Here is a 17,095-nt window from a genome sequence, read left to right as displayed (position 1 = left end):
TGCGTTAAAAGGGGAATTAAATTCCCCTTTTTTATACATGGACGTATTCATGCAGAATATTATTCTTTTAATTATATATTTATTTCTTATAGCCGTTAACCATTTCCGCTACAAATTCCTTTTATCTGGCAACACCGGTGAAATGATTTTATATTTTGCTAACGTATTTTTTAACCCACTTGCCCTATCATTTATTACCGCCACAATCATCTGTATAACGATAAAAAAAAGAAGCAGCCGCAGCTTTATTCGCGGCACTTGTTGGTTAATGGGATTATTTCTTATCTATAGCAGCTATACGGTGTGGGAACGGCACAGCACATGGGATTATACTTTCCCGGGGCCAGGTATCACCGTCACGGTTCCGAGCAAACAGTGGGTTGCCAATATAGTAAAACAAGGGCCAACCCTGGTGACTCGGGATGCCCATGCTATTTTAGCTATTGTTGCCTTCTCACAAAATGAACTCGGTGTACATTCAATCGAGGAACTTACCGAGACTCAAAACGGAACTGCAGAAATGCATGTTTGTGATGTTCAGGGATTTACCTGCGCTTATCAGGAAGGAGTGCAAACAATGAGTGATGGCAAAGTAAGACATGCTATTTTCATGACTCTACTGGATAACACTAATTTGATACAACTGGTCGCAGCTATCGACCCAGATTATTTGGAAGAATATCAAGAAGAAGTAATGAAAATGATGCTTTCTGCCCGTCAATGATCTGATTAATATATTATTGATACGAGATGCATTATCTTATTAATACTATGGATATTAGTTGTTTTTCTTAGTCACCTTCAGCACAGCAATCTGTGGTACAGGGTCCCTGGCATGGCTGGAAAATATATCAGTTCAGTCTTTCTGGGGTCACTATTACGTCCCGTGCTTGTGTCAGGTCTTTTATGCGCATTCGCTCAAAAAACACTGAAGTAAAAAATAAGGCGCCTTGCGGCGCCTCTGCATGGAAGAGATTAAACCTCTTCCATACGACCCAGCAGGGCCTGCAGACGTTCCTGCCAGCCGTTCTGCTGTTCTTTCAGATGGTTGTTCTCACGCTCCAGCTCTTCGCGCTGATGCTGGGCATTTTGAACTTCCTGCGACAGTGAGTTGTTTTTTTCTTTCAGCTCTTCGATTTCCATCTGCAACAGAGTGATGGTATCAATCGCCTGCTGTACTTTTGCTTCCAGTTTCTCAAACACTTCTAATGACATTGTCATACCTCTCCTGAATTGCAAGGCGTTGATGGATAAAAATCCTCGTCCCGATTACCGGTGACGCCTTAATAAATACGAGCGCATTTTAGTTAGCTCCGATTGTATGAAGCCGCGCCATCGCTGTCCAGCGGCACGCCTTGTAGATTACGGTTTGCCACACTTTTCATCCTTCTCCTGGTGACATAATCCACACCAATAGAAAATGTTAATAAAATTGTTACATTAATGTTCTAACAAACATACATCATGTATAGACAGATGAAAAAAATAGCGCGATAACGCTCATTTTATGACGAAGCACACACATTTTAAGTTCGATATTTCTCGTTTTCGCTCGTTAACGATAAGTTTACAGCATGCCTACAAGCATCGTGGAGGTCCGTGACTTTCACGCATACAACAAACATTAACTCTTCAGGATCCGATTATGAGTCAAACATCAACCTTGAAAGGCCAGTGCATTGCTGAATTCCTCGGTACCGGGTTGTTGATTTTTTTCGGTGTCGGTTGCGTTGCTGCACTTAAAGTCGCTGGCGCGTCTTTTGGTCAGTGGGAAATCAGTGTTATTTGGGGACTGGGGGTGGCGATGGCCATCTATCTAACCGCAGGGGTTTCCGGCGCACATCTTAATCCAGCTGTCACCATTGCGCTGTGGCTGTTTGCCTGTTTCGACAAGCGCAAGGTTATTCCTTATATCGTTTCACAAGTCGCCGGAGCTTTCTGCGCTGCGGCATTAGTTTACGGGCTTTACTACAATTTATTCTTCGACTTCGAGCAGACCCATCATATTGTTCGCGGAAGCGTTGAAAGTGTTGATCTGGCGGGTACTTTCTCTACTTATCCTAACCCTCATATCAATTTTGTGCAGGCCTTCGCAGTTGAGATGGTGATTACCGCTATTCTGATGGGGCTGATCCTGGCGTTAACGGACGATGGTAACGGCGTACCGCGCGGCCCTTTGGCTCCCTTGCTGATTGGTCTACTGATTGCGGTCATTGGCGCATCTATGGGTCCATTAACGGGCTTTGCCATGAACCCAGCACGTGATATCGGTCCGAAAGCCTTTGCCTGGCTGGCGGGCTGGGGCAATGTCGCCTTTACCGGCGGCAGAGACATTCCTTACTTCCTGGTGCCGCTTTTTGGCCCTATCGTTGGCGCGATTGTTGGTGCATTCGCCTACCGCAAACTGATTGGTCGCCATTTGCCTTGCGATATCTGTGTTGTGGAAGAAAAGGAGATCACAACTCCTTCAGAACAAAAAGCTTCGCTGTAATGTGACTACGGGACAATTAAACATGACTGAAAAAAAATATATCGTTGCGCTCGACCAGGGCACCACCAGCTCCCGCGCGGTCGTGATGGATCACGATGCCAATATCATTAGCGTGTCACAGCGCGAATTTGAGCAAATTTACCCAAAACCAGGCTGGGTAGAACACGACCCGATGGAAATCTGGGCCACCCAAAGCTCCACACTGGTAGAAGTGCTGGCGAAAGCAGATATTAATTCCGATCAAATTGCAGCTATCGGTATTACGAACCAGCGTGAAACCACCATCGTCTGGGAAAAAGAAACCGGCAAGCCTATCTATAACGCTATTGTCTGGCAGTGCCGTCGTACCGCCGAGATCTGTGAGCATCTCAAGCGTGACGGCATGGAAGAGTACATTCGTAACAACACCGGTCTGGTGATTGACCCGTACTTCTCTGGCACCAAAGTGAAGTGGATCCTCGACCATGTGGAAGGTTCCCGCGAGCGTGCACGCCGTGGTGAACTGCTGTTTGGTACGGTTGATACCTGGCTTATCTGGAAAATGACTCAGGGCCGCGTTCACGTCACTGATTACACTAATGCGTCTCGTACCATGTTATTCAACATCCATACTCTGGACTGGGACGACAAAATGCTCGACGCGCTGGATATCCCGCGTGAGATGCTGCCAGAAGTACGTCGTTCTTCCGAAGTGTACGGTCAGACCAACATTGGCGGCAAAGGCGGCACGCGTATTCCGATCGCCGGGATTGCGGGCGACCAGCAGGCGGCACTCTTCGGCCAGTTGTGCGTGAAAGAAGGGATGGCGAAGAATACCTACGGTACCGGCTGCTTTATGCTGATGAACACTGGCGAGAAAGCAGTGAAATCAGAAAACGGTCTGCTGACCACCATCGCCTGTGGCCCGAGCGGAGAAGTAAACTACGCACTGGAAGGTGCGGTATTTATGGCGGGCGCCTCCATTCAGTGGCTACGCGATGAAATGAAGTTGATTAACGACGCCTACGATTCCGAATACTTTGCAACTAAAGTACAAAACACCAACGGTGTGTATGTCGTTCCGGCGTTTACCGGACTGGGTGCGCCCTACTGGGATCCGTATGCGCGCGGGGCCATTTTCGGCTTAACTCGTGGGGTGAACGCCAACCACATCATCCGTGCGACGCTGGAGTCTATTGCCTATCAGACGCGTGACGTGCTGGAAGCAATGCAGGCCGACTCAGGCATTCGTCTGCACGCCCTGCGCGTGGACGGTGGCGCGGTGGCAAATAACTTCCTGATGCAGTTCCAGTCCGATATTCTCGGCACGCGCGTTGAGCGCCCGGAAGTTCGCGAAGTGACTGCGTTGGGTGCGGCCTATCTTGCTGGTCTGGCGGTTGGCTTCTGGCAAAATCTCGACGAACTGCAAGAGAAAGCAGTGATTGAACGCGAGTTCCGTCCTGGCATCGAAACTACCGAGCGTAATTACCGTTACGCTGGCTGGAAAAAAGCGGTCAAACGCGCGATGGCCTGGGAAGAACACGACGAGTAATGTCAGGCACCTGAACCGATTGTCTGATGCTGATCGCCTGATGCGACGCTGACGCGTCTTATCAGGCCTATGAGCCGGATACATATCCGGCATCACACAGACTCTGAAACCGTGCGGGGGCAACCCCCGCACACATCAATAATCCGCTCCCTCCCCTGTGCTACACTTCGCGCCATTCCTTACTGCTTAGAGTTTGCTATGAGACGAGAACTTGCCATCGAATTTTCCCGCGTCACTGAATCTGCGGCGCTGGCTGGCTACAAATGGTTAGGACGCGGCGATAAAAATACCGCTGACGGCGCAGCGGTTAACGCCATGCGCATTATGCTCAACCAGGTCAACATTGACGGCACCATCGTCATTGGTGAAGGTGAAATCGACGAAGCACCGATGCTCTACATTGGTGAAAAAGTCGGTACTGGTCGCGGTGATGCAGTGGATATTGCTGTTGATCCGATTGAAGGCACGCGCATGACGGCGATGGGCCAGGCTAACGCGCTGGCGGTGCTGGCTGTAGGCGATAAAGGCTGCTTCCTCAACGCGCCAGATATGTATATGGAAAAGCTGATCGTCGGACCGGGAGCTAAGGGTGCCATTGACCTGAATCTGCCGTTGGCGGATAACCTGCGCAATGTTGCCGCGGCGCTCGGCAAACCATTGAGCGAACTGACGGTAACGATTCTGGCGAAACCGCGCCACGATGCCGTTATCGCAGAAATGCAGCAACTCGGCGTGCGCGTGTTTGCGATTCCGGATGGTGACGTTGCGGCCTCAATTCTCACCTGTATGCCAGACAGCGAAGTTGACGTGCTGTACGGCATTGGCGGCGCGCCGGAAGGCGTGGTTTCTGCGGCGGTGATTCGGGCGTTAGATGGCGATATGAATGGCCGTCTGCTGGCGCGTCATGATGTCAAAGGCGACAACGCAGAAAATCGCCGCATTGGTGAACAGGAACTGGCACGCTGCAAAGCAATGGGCATCGAAGCGGGTAAAGTGTTGCGTCTGGGCGATATGGCGCGCAGCGATAACGTCATCTTTTCCGCAACCGGTATCACTAAGGGCGATCTACTGGAAGGTATTAGCCGCAAAGGCAATATCGCCACTACCGAAACGCTGCTGATCCGTGGTAAATCCCGCACCATTCGTCGCATTCAGTCGATTCACTATCTGGATCGTAAAGACCCGGATATGCAGGTGCACATTCTCTGAGTGATTTGATCGATTGAGCCTTCCAGTCCTTCGGGACTGGAATTTTTTTGTTTGGAGAACGAAGATAAGGCAAGTCAATCAAAACAGGAGAAAAACATGGCTGATTGGGTAACAGGCAAAGTCACTAAAGTGCAGAACTGGACCGACGCCCTGTTTAGTCTCACCGTTCACGCTCCCGTGCTTCCGTTTACCGCCGGGCAATTCACTAAACTTGGCCTTGAAATTGACGGCGAACGCGTCCAGCGCGCTTACTCCTACGTTAACTCGCCCGATAATCCCGATCTGGAGTTTTACCTGGTTACCGTTCCCGATGGCAAATTAAGCCCGCGACTGGCGGCGCTAAAACCGGGTGACGAAGTGCAAGTGGTTAGCGAGGCGGCTGGCTTCTTTGTGCTGGATGAAGTGCCGGACTGCGAAACACTGTGGATGCTGGCAACCGGTACAGCGATTGGCCCTTATTTATCAATTCTGCAATTGGGCAAAGATTTAGATCGCTTCAAAAACCTGGTGCTGGTTCACGCCGCACGATATGCCGCCGACTTAAGCTATCTGCCGCTGATGCAAGAACTGGAAAAACGCTACGAAGGGAAACTGCGCATTCAGACGGTGGTCAGTCGGGAAACGGCTGCGGGTTCGCTCACCGGGCGAATACCGGCGTTAATTGAAAGCGGCGAACTGGAAAACGCGATTGGCCTACCAATGGATAAAGAAACCAGTCATGTGATGCTCTGTGGTAATCCGCAAATGGTGCGCGATACGCAACAGCTGCTAAAAGAAACCCGGCAGATGACGAAACATTTACGTCGTCGACCGGGCCACATGACAGCGGAGCATTACTGGTAAGCGGTTACTTATCGATAAACGGCACGATGAGCAGGTCCGCATTCAACTTATTGATCATCCCGCGGTATGCTGGCATCAAACGGTTGATAAATGAGTGGTGATGCCCACAGACAAGGAGGTCGCACTGCTCTTGTTGCAGAATTTCAAGCAGTGTTTCCGGCATTTCTCCGCGTTCAATACGCAGTTTGGTCTTCGGCCACTGAATATTTTTCGTCAGTTTATACAGCTTGTTATCTGACTTATCTTTCAATAGTTGAAGAATATCTTCTGTTGCAGGGAAGTAAATGCCCGGATACAACTCGCTTAAGCCATCATCAATATGAATCAATGTCAGGTGAGCGTCATTATGTCTGGCGAGATCCAGGGCTTTGTTCACCAGTAAGGCATCTTCTTCATTTCCGGAAATTGCCACGCCAATGTGTTTATAAGCCATGTTTAACTCCTTCTAAAGCGACTCCATCAAGCTAACGAACGCAGGGATAACTCAAAAATAATCATCTCGGCCTGGCATGAGAAGGTGAAGGCCGCATCAAGCTCAACTTGCCCCTCCAGATCCTTAATCTTATAGGCCACGCTGGCCCCTTCATCCGCAGAGGATGCAGTGGCGGCAAGCTCTTTCAGTTTGGTCATAAAGGACTCTGCTTCTTCGCGGGTGGCAAAAAAGCGCGAAAACTTACTGGTACAGTTGTCGTTATCAATCACCGTACCGATATCAATCGCACATCCTTTAGTACTGCATTTATCTACGACATCTTTCATAGGGCACCTCTGTATATTCGCCTCTCTGTCGATTACGACTTAAGAATAATGCGCCGTTAAGAGAAGAACAAACAAGTAATGATCTTATGGATTACCATTTTTTTTGATATTGCTTAATGTGAGGAAATGAGGAGGATTTTCCGGGTATTGTCATTTCCAGTGTGGAAATAACGATCCCGGAAAAAATAGCAATAAAAGATATATTAAAGGTTAATTACTTGATTTATTGTCGGCTTTATACTTCACATCCAGAGTATCTTTGCCAAATTTATTTTCGCCCTGCGTACCGACAAATGCGCCAAGATCAATAAGCATCATCACCAGAATCAACGTCGGGACAAAACGCCCCACCGTCCATTGCCAGACGCCCGGTAAAATCGCCCAGTTACCCGCCAGCAGCATCCACGCTACAATCATTAAAAATGCCCATGCGCCGGAACGCCCGCGATCGTGCAGTCGTTTGACCGTTACTGCCGCTGTCGGCCAAAGTAAGCACACCAGGCAAAACGCGGCGGTCTGGATATCGAGTAAGTTTTTACCTGCCAGTGAGAAAAGCGCCAGCATGCCAACGAACCAGAGGCCAATCCAAATCCAGAAATCACGGCGCCCAATACGCCCTTTAAACGAGAATAACCATTGCTGTATGGTCATGTAAGTTCCTTGATGGTTGTCTTTTCCAGGATTCTACCCTTTTGACAAGGGAGACAGATATCGTTTTAATCGGAGCCAGTCATAACAAAAGGTACTGTCGATGAAGCCAGGGTTTACGCTGTTTTTTCTCTTATGTTCTGCATCAGCCGTTAGCACAACGGTGCATGCACAAACACCAGGTACGGCGACCACTGCGCCCTATCTACTTGCTGGCGCCCCTACCTTCGATCTCTCCATCAGCCAGTTTCGAGAAAACTTTAACAGCCAGAACCCCAACCTGCCACTGAACGAGTTTCGCGCCATCGACAGCAGCCCCGACAAAGCCAATCTGACTCGCGCCGCCAGTAAAATTAACGAGAACTTGTATGCCTCTACGGCGCTGGAGCGTGGCACTTTAAAAATCAAAAGCATTCAAATTACCTGGCTACCAATCCAGGGACCAGAGCAAAAAGCCGCCAAAGCAAAAGCTCATGAATACATGGCGGCGGTGATCCGCACACTCACCCCGCTGATGACCAAAACACAAAGCCAGAAAAAGCTACAGTCGCTCCTTACTGCGGGGAAAAACAAACGTTATTACACAGAGACAGAAGGCGCACTGCGCTATGTTGTCGCGGACAACGGCGAAAAGGGACTGACCTTCGCTGTTGAACCGATTAAGCTGGCGCTATCTGAATCGCTTGAAGGGTTGAATAAATGACAAAAAGCAAAGCCTTTCCAGTGATGAATCTCTATACTGTTTCACAGACCTGCTGCCCCGCGGGGCGGCCATCTTCCTTTATTCGCTTATAAGCGTGGAGAATTAAAATGCGACATCCTTTAGTGATGGGTAACTGGAAACTGAACGGCAGCCGCCACATGGTTCATGAGCTGGTTTCTAACCTGCGTAAAGAGCTGGCAGGCGTTGATGGCTGTGGCGTTGCAATCGCGCCACCAGAAATGTACATCGATATGGCGAAGCGTGAAGCTGAAGGCAGCCACATCATGCTGGGTGCGCAGAACGTGGATCTGAACCTGTCCGGCGCATTCACTGGTGAAACCTCTGCTGCTATGCTGAAAGACATCGGCGCACAGTACATCATCATCGGTCACTCTGAACGTCGTACTTACCACAAAGAGTCTGACGAACTGATCGCGAAAAAATTCGCGGTGCTGAAAGAGCAGGGTCTGACTCCGGTTCTGTGCATCGGTGAAACCGAAGCTGAAAACGAAGCGGGCAAAACTGAAGAAGTTTGCGCACGTCAGATCGACGCGGTACTGAAAACTCAGGGTGCTGCGGCATTCGAAGGTGCGGTAATCGCTTACGAACCAGTATGGGCAATCGGTACTGGCAAATCTGCAACTCCGGCGCAGGCTCAGGCTGTTCACAAATTTATCCGTGACCACATCGCTAAAGTTGACGCTAACATCGCTGAACAAGTGATCATCCAGTACGGCGGTTCTGTAAACGCGTCTAACGCCGCAGAACTGTTCGCTCAGCCGGACATCGACGGCGCGCTGGTTGGCGGTGCTTCTCTGAAAGCTGACGCCTTCGCAGTGATCGTTAAAGCTGCAGAAGCGGCTAAACAGGCTTAAGTCTGACTGGTGCCGGATATCGCATCCGGCACTTAGCTTTCCTCAACAACTCCTCGCTTTAACGCAAAATCTCACACTGATGATCCTGAAGTTCCTCGGCTGAAGCACGATTCAGCGTCAGCAGATTGCGCTGCGTCGCCAGCAATACAAACGAGTTATCACTCTGCCGCACCATCGCCAGCGCGTAACTGCCCATATGTTCCCGTGCCTCTGGCACTTCTTCTGCCAGCATCATAAACGGACTCCGTTTTACCAGCTCGCTTTCAGTTACCCTACGTGCCAGGTATTCATGCCCACGCAGCCCTCCGGGCAGCGGTAACCAACGGGTGCTGATATTCGCCAGATTATTATCCAGTTGTTCGCGCACATCAGGACGAATACAAGAGATATGGATATGAAAATGGTTTTGCGTGCGCCCGGTACGGGAGTTAATCGCCAGAGATACCGCGCGATCGGGGACTGGCTGGCCGTATTTTTTGCTCATAAAATCACGCGCCTGCCAGGCTAACCAGAAGAAATTAGGCGTTGAAGGATCGGTTAACAATGGACTTTCAGTGCCGTTAATACGATACGTTGGCATCAACAAATATTGCAGAGGACCGTTGAGGTCTTTTAAAACCACATATCCGGCATTGGGTTTGACTTCCGCACATGGCGAAGGGTTTTGGTTTTGCTGCTGGTTGGGTAAACATTGCTCAAGGGCAATCTGGCGCAACGTGTCCGACTCTTCACCGGTCAATTTCCAGTAACCAATGCCTGCAGCAGCAACAGCGATAACCATCATCGCTAAAAAAAGAAGACCTGCTTTTTTCATCTTTTTTTCCCTGTACCTCAAAGAGATGCAAGGGTAACGCAAAATCGTGACAAATAAAAAACCCGGTCGCGAGATGCCACCGGGTCTGATTGCCTTCAACAAAATTAACGTTTGCTGATTTGGTCAAACGTACCGCCGTTAGAGAAATGCTCTTTTTGCGCTTTCGTCCAGCCACCGAACTCTTCATCAATGGTGAATAACTTCAGCTTCGGAAAGGCATTTTCATATTTTTTCGCTACCTGAGGATCGCGCGGACGATAGTAGTTTTTAGCCGCAATCTCTTGGCCTTCTGGCGAGTAGAGATAGTTCAGGTAAGCTTCCGCCACCTCTTTAGTGCCTTTTTTCTCTACCACTTTATCGACAACTGACACCGTAGGCTCTGCGAGAATAGACTCGCTCGGCGTGACGATTTCGAATTTATCTTTCCCCAGTTCATTCGCCGCCAGCAGAGCTTCGTTTTCCCAGGCAATCAGCACGTCGCCAATGCCGCGCTCAACAAAGGTATTCGTTGAACCGCGCGCACCGGAATCCAGTACTTCGACGTTTTTATACAACGACTGCACGAATTCCTGCGCTTTTGCCTGATCGTTGTTGTTGTGATGCAAGGCGTAGCCCCAGGCGGCCAGGTAGTTCCAGCGAGCACCACCAGAACTTTTCGGGTTCGGGGTGATCACCGAAACACCAGGCTTAATCAAATCGTTCCAGTCATGAATCTGCTTCGGATTCCCCTTACGCACCAGGAAGACAATGGTAGAAGTATAAGGTGCGGAGTTATCCGGCAGACGCTTGATCCACGCTTTATCGATACGACCACGTTCAGCAATGGCATCCACGTCATAGGCTAGCGCCAGCGTGACGACATCAGCGTCTATGCCATTGATTACCGACGTCGCCTGTTTACCCGAACCGCCGTGCGACTGGCGAATCACCACGTTATCGCCGGTTTGCTGTTTCCAGTGGGCGCTGAAGGCTTTGTTGTACTGCTCGTACAGTTCGCGCGTTGGATCATACGAAACGTTAAGAAGCTGAATATCCTTTGCCATAACGCTGGTCGCTGCCAGTAATAAAGTTAACCCTACGCCCCACTTGTTCATCGCCCGGCTCTCTTATGTTGTGTTGTGATGAACAAAGCGTGCCAGAAAGGGATTCAAACATTAAAGAATAAAAAAAGATTGGCTATAACTTGCGGGTATATATGGGGGAGTTAAAAAGGCGGAAGAAATCCGCCTCATATTGCTGACAAAGTGCGCTTTGTTCATGCCGGATGCGGCGTGAACGCCTTATCCGGCCTACAAAAGCTTGCAAACTCAATAGATTGCAGAATTCATGTAGGCCTGATAAGCGAAGCGCATCAGGCATTTTTGCCTCTGTCATCGGTTTCAGGCTAAAGAAATCTGCCTTTTTCCGAAATCATTAATACAGTTTTTTCGCGCAGTCCAGCCAGTCACCTTTGAACGGACGCTTCATGTTTTCGATAGCATCGATGATGTCATGGTGAACCAGTTGTTCGTTCTGAATACCTACACAACGACCACCGTAGCCTGCCAGCAGCAGATCGATAGCGTAAGCGCCCATACGGGAAGCCAGAATACGGTCGTAAGGTACCGGGGAACCACCACGCTGGATGTGGCCCAGCACAGTTGCGCGGGTTTCACGGCCAGTTTCTTTTTCGATGAAATGAGCCAGCTCGTCGACGTCACACATATGTTCAGTGATCGCCACAATCGCGTGTTTTTTACCTTTCGCGATACCGGCTTTGATTTCGTTTACCAGATCGTCACGGCTGAATTCAACTTCCGGAACCACAACGAATTCACAGCCACCAGCAATAGCCGCAGCCAGAGTCAGATCGCCACAGTAGCGGCCCATCACTTCCACCACGGAAATACGTTGGTGAGAAGAAGAGGTGTCACGCAGACGGTCGATAGCTTCAACAACGGTGCTCAATGCCGTGAAGAAACCAATGGTGTAGTCAGTACCTTTGATGTCGTTGTCGATGGTGCCCGGCAGGCCGATGCACGGGAAGCCCATTTCGGTCAGACGCATTGCCCCCATGTAGGAACCGTCACCGCCGATAACCACCAGCGCGTCGATACCACGTTTTTTCAGGTTTTCGATAGCCACGGCGCGGATGTTCTCGTCGCGGAATTCCGGGAAGCGCGCAGAACCGAGGAATGTACCACCACGGTTGATCATGTCAGACACGCTGTAACGGTCTAGCTGTACCATACGGTCTTCATACAGACCCAGATAGCCGTCATAAATACCCATTACTTCCAGACCTTCTGTCAGCGCAGAACGAACAACCCCGCGAATTGCGGCGTTCATGCCTGGCGCATCACCGCCGCTTGTCAACACACCGATTTTCTTAATCATGACTACCTCTGAACTTTGGAATGCAAAATGAAATCTGTTGCCGGAAGTCTTCTTGCACATCGAAGTGATCCAACGAATGTACAAATAGTATAACAATCACTTCCTGCTGAATTGATTCAGGTCAGGCCAAATGGCGGTATTTTATACACAAAATGCGGGTCTGGCTCTCTTTTGTACGGATTATGAAAGCGTAGACCGTTTACTCTCCCTGGGTACGACAGAACAAGGATCCTGATGGATAATCACATCTGAACCCGGAAAACGCCGTAAAATAGCCTGCTCTACCTGATCCGCCACCATATGTGCCTGAACCAAAGGCAGAGAGTCTTCCATTTCCAAATGAATCTGAATAAAGCGGGTCGGCCCTGACTGCCGCGTGCGAAGATCGTGAGCGCCGCTAACTCCCGGCCAGGAAGTCACGATATCAATAATTTCCTGTCGTTCACCATCGGGCAGCGCGCGATCCAATAATGACTGGACCGCCTCATACCCCATGCGTAACGCGCTATATAAAATATAGATGCCGATTCCCAAAGCAAACAGGGCATCAGCACGATGCCAGCCGTACCAGGACAATCCCAGCGCCAGCAAAATCGCGCCGTTCATCATAACATCAGACTGATAATGTAGCATATCTGCCCGCACTGCCTGGCTTTGCGTCCGGCGAACGACCCAACGCTGAAACGAGACAAGAATAATCGTACAAATTAGCGCCACAATAGTCACGATAACCCCAACACCCGGGTCTTTCATCGGTGTCGGAGAAACCAAATGCTGAATACCGGTCAAAAACAGGAACAGCGCGGAGCCGGAGATAAACATACTTTGCGCCAGCGCGGCGAGCGATTCAGCTTTACCGTGACCAAAGGAGTGATTATCGTCGGCAGGTTGCAGTGAGTAACGCACGACCAATAAGTTAGTTAATGACGCGCCGATATCCACCAGCGAATCCACCAGCGCAGCGAGAATACTCACTGATCCGGTATACCACCATGCAAAAATTTTAATCAGTAATAACAGCGAAGCCATCGCCGTTGCAGCAATCGCTGCCCGACTGACCAGCTGCCCATAAGATTGATTCATAAATACTCCCGCTATCAACTGACGGTAGTATAACGGATGCAAATCATCTGCAATGCATCAAGTAACAGGCAAATTGCGGATAAAAAAAACCCCCACATCATGTGGGGGAAGACAGGGATGGTGTCTATGGCAAGGAAAACAGGGTTTACTACTGGGAACGTGAGTTGCTACTACTCAATAGCTTCAACGATGAACTTTTTTGCCATTGCGTCACGTCGCGCAACTGTTCCATTCGTTGTTGATGTTTCTTGTTTAAAACCGCTTGCTGCTCCGGCGTTAACAGGCGATACATTTGGTTGCGGACTTTTGCCATCTCAACCTGACGAGCTATTTGCTCGTTCGCCATTTTTTCTGCCTGTGCGCGCACAGCGTTTTCATCAAAATTTTCTGCGGTGACAAGGCGATGCATTGTCTCCAGTTCGCTAACATTAACAGGTGGCTGTTCGTGCCGGGCCTGTTGCATAAGATCTCGCATCTGCTGACGCTGATGTTCGGTTAAACTTATGCCGTCGAACATATGGCTCTGCGTACTGCGCTGCGTAAGTTCTTCTCCCGGATGCCAGTTATCGCCTGAACCGACTTCAGCAGCGTGGCTTAATGAACTGACTGCCAGCGTTGAGGCCATGACGGCAGCGGTAACTATGCGCATCATTTGCTCCCAAATCTTTCTGTCGCGATTCAACGATAGAGAGTTTACGATTCAGGCTGCAAACATGCGTCAGGGGGTGTAAAACAACGTAAAGTCATGGATTAGCAACGTCTGATGACGTAATTTCTGCCTCGGAGGTATTTAAACAATGAATAAAATCCTGTTAGTTGATGATGACCGAGAGCTGACATCCCTGTTAAAGGAGCTGCTCGAGATGGAAGGCTTCAACGTGATTGTTGCCCACGATGGGGAACAGGCGCTTGCTCTTCTGGACGACAGCATTGATTTACTTTTGCTTGATGTGATGATGCCGAAGAAAAATGGTATCGATACGCTGAAAGCACTTCGCCAGACACACCAGACGCCAGTCATTATGTTGACGGCTCGCGGCAGTGAACTTGATCGCGTCCTCGGCCTTGAGCTGGGTGCGGATGACTATCTCCCGAAACCGTTTAACGACCGTGAACTGGTTGCGCGTATTCGCGCGATCCTGCGCCGTTCGCACTGGAGCGAGCAACAGCAGAACAGCGATAACGGTTCGCCGACGCTGGAAGTTGATGCCTTAGTGCTGAATCCAGGCCGTCAGGAAGCCAGCTTCGACGGGCAAACACTGGAGTTAACCGGTACTGAATTTACCCTGCTCTACCTACTGGCGCAGCATCTGGGTCAGGTGGTTTCTCGCGAGCATTTAAGCCAGGAAGTGCTGGGCAAACGCCTGACGCCTTTCGACCGTGCTATCGATATGCATATTTCCAACCTGCGTCGTAAGCTGCCGGATCGTAAAGACGGTCATCCTTGGTTTAAAACATTGCGTGGTCGCGGCTATCTGATGGTTTCCGCTTCATGATAGGCAGCTTAACCGCGCGCATCTTCGCCATCTTCTGGCTGACGCTGGCGCTGGTGTTGATGCTGGTTTTGATGTTACCCAAGCTCGATTCACGCCAGATGACCGAGCTTCTGGATAGCGAACAGCGTCAGGGGCTGATGATTGAGCAGCATGTCGAAGCGGAACTGGCGAACGATCCACCCAACGATTTAATGTGGTGGCGTCGCCTGTTCCGGGCCATTGATAAGTGGGCGCCACCAGGCCAGCGTTTATTACTGGTGACCACTGAAGGCCGCGTGATCGGCGCTGAACGCAGCGAAATGCAGATCATTCGCAACTTTATTGGTCAGGCCGATAACGCCGATCATCCGCAGAAGAAAAAGTATGGTCGCGTGGAACTGGTGGGTCCGTTCTCCGTGCGTGATGGCGAAGATAATTACCAACTGTATCTGATTCGCCCGGCCAGCAGTTCTCAATCCGATTTCATTAACTTACTGTTTGACCGCCCGCTATTACTGCTGATTGTCACCATGCTGGTCAGTACGCCGCTGCTGTTGTGGTTGGCCTGGAGCTTGGCAAAACCGGCGCGTAAGCTGAAAAACGCTGCCGATGAAGTTGCCCAGGGGAACTTACGCCAGCATCCGGAACTGGAAGCGGGGCCACAAGAATTTCTTGCCGCAGGTGCCAGTTTTAACCAGATGGTGACCGCACTGGAACGCATGATGACCTCCCAGCAGCGCCTGCTTTCTGATATCTCTCACGAGCTGCGCACGCCGCTGACGCGTCTGCAACTGGGTACGGCGTTACTGCGTCGTCGTAGTGGTGAAAGCAAGGAACTGGAGCGTATTGAAACCGAAGCCCAGCGTCTGGACAGCATGATTAACGACCTGTTGGTGATGTCACGTAATCAGCAGAAAAACGCGCTGGTGAGCGAGACAATCAAAGCCAACCAGTTGTGGAACGAAGTGCTGGATAACGCGGCATTCGAAGCGGAACAGATGGGCAAGTCGTTTACGGTTAACTTCCCGCCAGGGCCGTGGCCGCTGTACGGCAACCCGAACGCCCTGGAAAGTGCGCTGGAAAACATTGTGCGTAATGCTCTGCGTTATTCCCATACGAAGATTGAAGTGGGCTTTGCGGTTGATAAAGACGGTATCACCATTACGGTGGACGACGATGGTCCAGGCGTTAGCCCGGAAGATCGCGAACAGATTTTCCGCCCGTTCTATCGTACAGATGAAGCGCGCGATCGTGAATCTGGCGGTACAGGTTTGGGGCTGGCGATTGTCGAAACCGCCATTCAGCAGCACCGTGGTTGGGTGAAAGCGGAAGACAGCCCGCTGGGCGGTTTACGTCTGGTGATTTGGCTGCCGCTGTATAAGCGGAGTTAAACTCCGCTTTTGTAGATCGGATAAGGCGTTTACGCCGCATCCGGCGTCTGAGCATGATGCCTGATGCGACGCTGATAGCGTCTTATCAGGCCTACTCTCTACTACGCAAAGGGCAGCATTTGTGGCCAGATAAGGCGTTTACGCCGCATCCGGCATTTGAGCATGATGCCTGATGCGACGCTGGTCGCGTCTTATCAGGCCTACTCTCCGGGGGTTATTTCCCCCACAACCGCCGCGAATTATCTTCAATCTTGCCGCTAAGTCGGCGTTTCTGCATCGTCCGCGTCCAGCTTTTCGATAGCCCGGCTGCGGAAAGCAAGCGGTGATACTGCTCATCATCAAACGGCATATGCCATGCGATGGCGGCAGCCTCTTGCACGGTCACATCGCTAACGCGGGAAACCAACTCCAGCGGAGCATCAGCAGATACCAGCCCCGGCGCAATCACGCTATACAGCCAGCCGACTTTACCCGTGTTTTGCATCAACTGAGCTATATCACTGATATCAAAGTGGTAATTGAGTTTGTAGCACGGAGAGCGCGGCTGGGTGACCTGAATCAACGCCTCTCCCCAGCGGAAAATATCACCTATAAAAACATTACTTTCCGTCAGGCCGTCGGTTGAGAGGTTTTCACCAAACGCAGGTGCAACAAACAACTCTGCCTGTTCCGGAAATTCCCGCGCCCAGTAGAGATAATGCTCGCGAGGATAATGACACAGCGCCCTGTCCGGCCCACCGTGAATCTTTTTCTCTGCCTGTTCGTCGCCTTCCAGCCCCAGTTCTGTCAACATTAACTCGCCATCGACCTGGATTTTCGCAATTGCACTTGGACGGCTTTCCGGATAATCCCGAATGTTGCCTACGTATACATCAACTGGATATCGCATCTGTTCCC

The 17,095-nt window shown here is 50.4% G+C and carries 19 protein-coding genes; 9 read left to right on the top strand and 10 right to left on the bottom strand.

All coding sequences use genetic code 11. The annotated features are described in order from the left end of the window. The first annotated feature begins 49 nt into the window (after positions 1-49). Positions 50-724, top strand: coding sequence for a hypothetical protein (locus tag FEK46_RS07690; RefSeq protein WP_138194664.1), 675 nt, complete (start codon positions 50-52; stop codon positions 722-724). 251 nt (positions 725-975) lie between these two features. Here FEK46_RS07690 and zapB read toward each other — a convergent pair whose 3' ends face one another. Next, complete coding sequence (gene zapB, locus FEK46_RS07685; RefSeq protein WP_001296623.1) at positions 976-1,221, bottom strand: septal ring assembly protein ZapB; 246 nt, start codon at positions 1,219-1,221, stop codon at positions 976-978. 424 nt (positions 1,222-1,645) lie between these two features. Here zapB and glpF point away from each other — a divergent pair, with 424 nt between their 5' ends. From glpF to fpr, 4 genes are all read left to right on the top strand, one after another. After that, the gene (glpF, locus tag FEK46_RS07680; RefSeq protein WP_130206614.1) at positions 1,646-2,491 is read left to right on the top strand and encodes a glycerol uptake facilitator protein GlpF; all 846 of its coding nucleotides are present in this window, start codon (positions 1,646-1,648) and stop codon (positions 2,489-2,491) included. A gap of 22 nt (positions 2,492-2,513) precedes the next feature. After that, a complete protein-coding gene (gene glpK, locus FEK46_RS07675; RefSeq protein WP_130206616.1) occupies positions 2,514-4,022 on the top strand; it encodes a glycerol kinase GlpK in 1,509 nt (502 codons plus the stop codon). A 198-nt stretch (positions 4,023-4,220) separates the two neighbouring features. Beyond that, positions 4,221-5,231 (top strand): class II fructose-bisphosphatase, encoded by a 1,011-nt coding sequence (gene glpX, locus FEK46_RS07670; RefSeq protein WP_130206618.1) that lies wholly within the window; start codon positions 4,221-4,223, stop codon positions 5,229-5,231. Positions 5,232-5,327: 96 nt separating this feature from the next. Continuing rightward, on the top strand, positions 5,328-6,074 hold the full coding sequence (gene fpr / locus FEK46_RS07665) for a ferredoxin--NADP(+) reductase (protein WP_135560294.1): 747 nt from the start codon (positions 5,328-5,330) through the stop codon (positions 6,072-6,074). Between the two features lie 4 nt (positions 6,075-6,078). Here the strand turns inward: fpr and uspD are convergent, their stop codons facing one another. The 3 genes from uspD to FEK46_RS07650 all read right to left on the bottom strand — a co-directional run bounded on the left by uspD (position 6,079) and on the right by FEK46_RS07650 (position 7,484). Continuing rightward, positions 6,079-6,507, bottom strand: a complete 429-nt coding sequence (gene uspD, locus FEK46_RS07660) for a universal stress protein UspD (RefSeq protein ID WP_130206622.1) — start codon at positions 6,505-6,507, stop codon at positions 6,079-6,081. A 26-nt stretch (positions 6,508-6,533) separates the two neighbouring features. Continuing rightward, positions 6,534-6,833: a DUF406 domain-containing protein gene (locus FEK46_RS07655; protein ID WP_032204720.1), complete on the bottom strand. Its 300-nt coding sequence runs from the start codon at positions 6,831-6,833 to the stop codon at positions 6,534-6,536. A gap of 210 nt (positions 6,834-7,043) precedes the next feature. Next, positions 7,044-7,484, bottom strand: coding sequence for a DUF805 domain-containing protein (locus tag FEK46_RS07650; protein ID WP_135560295.1), 441 nt, complete (start codon positions 7,482-7,484; stop codon positions 7,044-7,046). Positions 7,485-7,584: 100 nt separating this feature from the next. Between FEK46_RS07650 and FEK46_RS07645 the strand changes: the two genes are divergently transcribed. Then, complete coding sequence (locus FEK46_RS07645) at positions 7,585-8,184, top strand: YiiQ family protein (protein ID WP_130206624.1); 600 nt, start codon at positions 7,585-7,587, stop codon at positions 8,182-8,184. Between the two features lie 107 nt (positions 8,185-8,291). Next, the gene (gene tpiA, locus FEK46_RS07640) at positions 8,292-9,059 is read left to right on the top strand and encodes a triose-phosphate isomerase (protein WP_130206626.1); all 768 of its coding nucleotides are present in this window, start codon (positions 8,292-8,294) and stop codon (positions 9,057-9,059) included. A gap of 58 nt (positions 9,060-9,117) precedes the next feature. Here the strand turns inward: tpiA and cdh are convergent, their stop codons facing one another. From cdh to cpxP, 5 genes are all read right to left on the bottom strand, one after another. Then, positions 9,118-9,873, bottom strand: a complete 756-nt coding sequence (gene cdh / locus FEK46_RS07635; protein ID WP_130215256.1) for a CDP-diacylglycerol diphosphatase — start codon at positions 9,871-9,873, stop codon at positions 9,118-9,120. Between the two features lie 104 nt (positions 9,874-9,977). Further along, on the bottom strand, positions 9,978-10,967 hold the full coding sequence (sbp, locus tag FEK46_RS07630) for a sulfate/thiosulfate ABC transporter substrate-binding protein Sbp (RefSeq protein WP_135560296.1): 990 nt from the start codon (positions 10,965-10,967) through the stop codon (positions 9,978-9,980). A gap of 319 nt (positions 10,968-11,286) precedes the next feature. After that, on the bottom strand, positions 11,287-12,249 hold the full coding sequence (pfkA, locus tag FEK46_RS07625) for a 6-phosphofructokinase (protein ID WP_032185626.1): 963 nt from the start codon (positions 12,247-12,249) through the stop codon (positions 11,287-11,289). Positions 12,250-12,429: 180 nt separating this feature from the next. Next, positions 12,430-13,332 (bottom strand): CDF family cation-efflux transporter FieF, encoded by a 903-nt coding sequence (gene fieF, locus FEK46_RS07620; protein ID WP_064530279.1) that lies wholly within the window; start codon positions 13,330-13,332, stop codon positions 12,430-12,432. 148 nt (positions 13,333-13,480) lie between these two features. After that, on the bottom strand, positions 13,481-13,981 hold the full coding sequence (gene cpxP, locus FEK46_RS07615; RefSeq protein ID WP_130206850.1) for a cell-envelope stress modulator CpxP: 501 nt from the start codon (positions 13,979-13,981) through the stop codon (positions 13,481-13,483). A 148-nt stretch (positions 13,982-14,129) separates the two neighbouring features. On the opposite strand from cpxP, the gene cpxR reads away from it, so the two are divergent. Both cpxR and cpxA read left to right on the top strand, forming a co-directional pair. Beyond that, positions 14,130-14,828 (top strand): envelope stress response regulator transcription factor CpxR, encoded by a 699-nt coding sequence (cpxR, locus tag FEK46_RS07610; RefSeq protein WP_130206632.1) that lies wholly within the window; start codon positions 14,130-14,132, stop codon positions 14,826-14,828. After that, positions 14,825-16,198, top strand: a complete 1,374-nt coding sequence (gene cpxA / locus FEK46_RS07605; protein ID WP_000580414.1) for an envelope stress sensor histidine kinase CpxA — start codon at positions 14,825-14,827, stop codon at positions 16,196-16,198. Before cpxR ends, cpxA begins: the two co-directional genes overlap by 4 nt. A 214-nt stretch (positions 16,199-16,412) precedes the next feature. Here cpxA and yiiM read toward each other — a convergent pair whose 3' ends face one another. Continuing rightward, positions 16,413-17,087, bottom strand: coding sequence for a 6-hydroxyaminopurine reductase (gene yiiM, locus FEK46_RS07600; RefSeq protein ID WP_135560297.1), 675 nt, complete (start codon positions 17,085-17,087; stop codon positions 16,413-16,415). Positions 17,088-17,095: the final 8 nt, after the last annotated feature.

Source organism: Escherichia sp. E4736, from assembly GCF_005781225.1.
Taxonomy (GTDB): Bacteria; Pseudomonadota; Gammaproteobacteria; order Enterobacterales; family Enterobacteriaceae; genus Escherichia.
The sequence above is the reverse complement of the archived record's forward strand: the minus strand, read 5'-3'. Positions and strand labels throughout refer to the sequence as shown.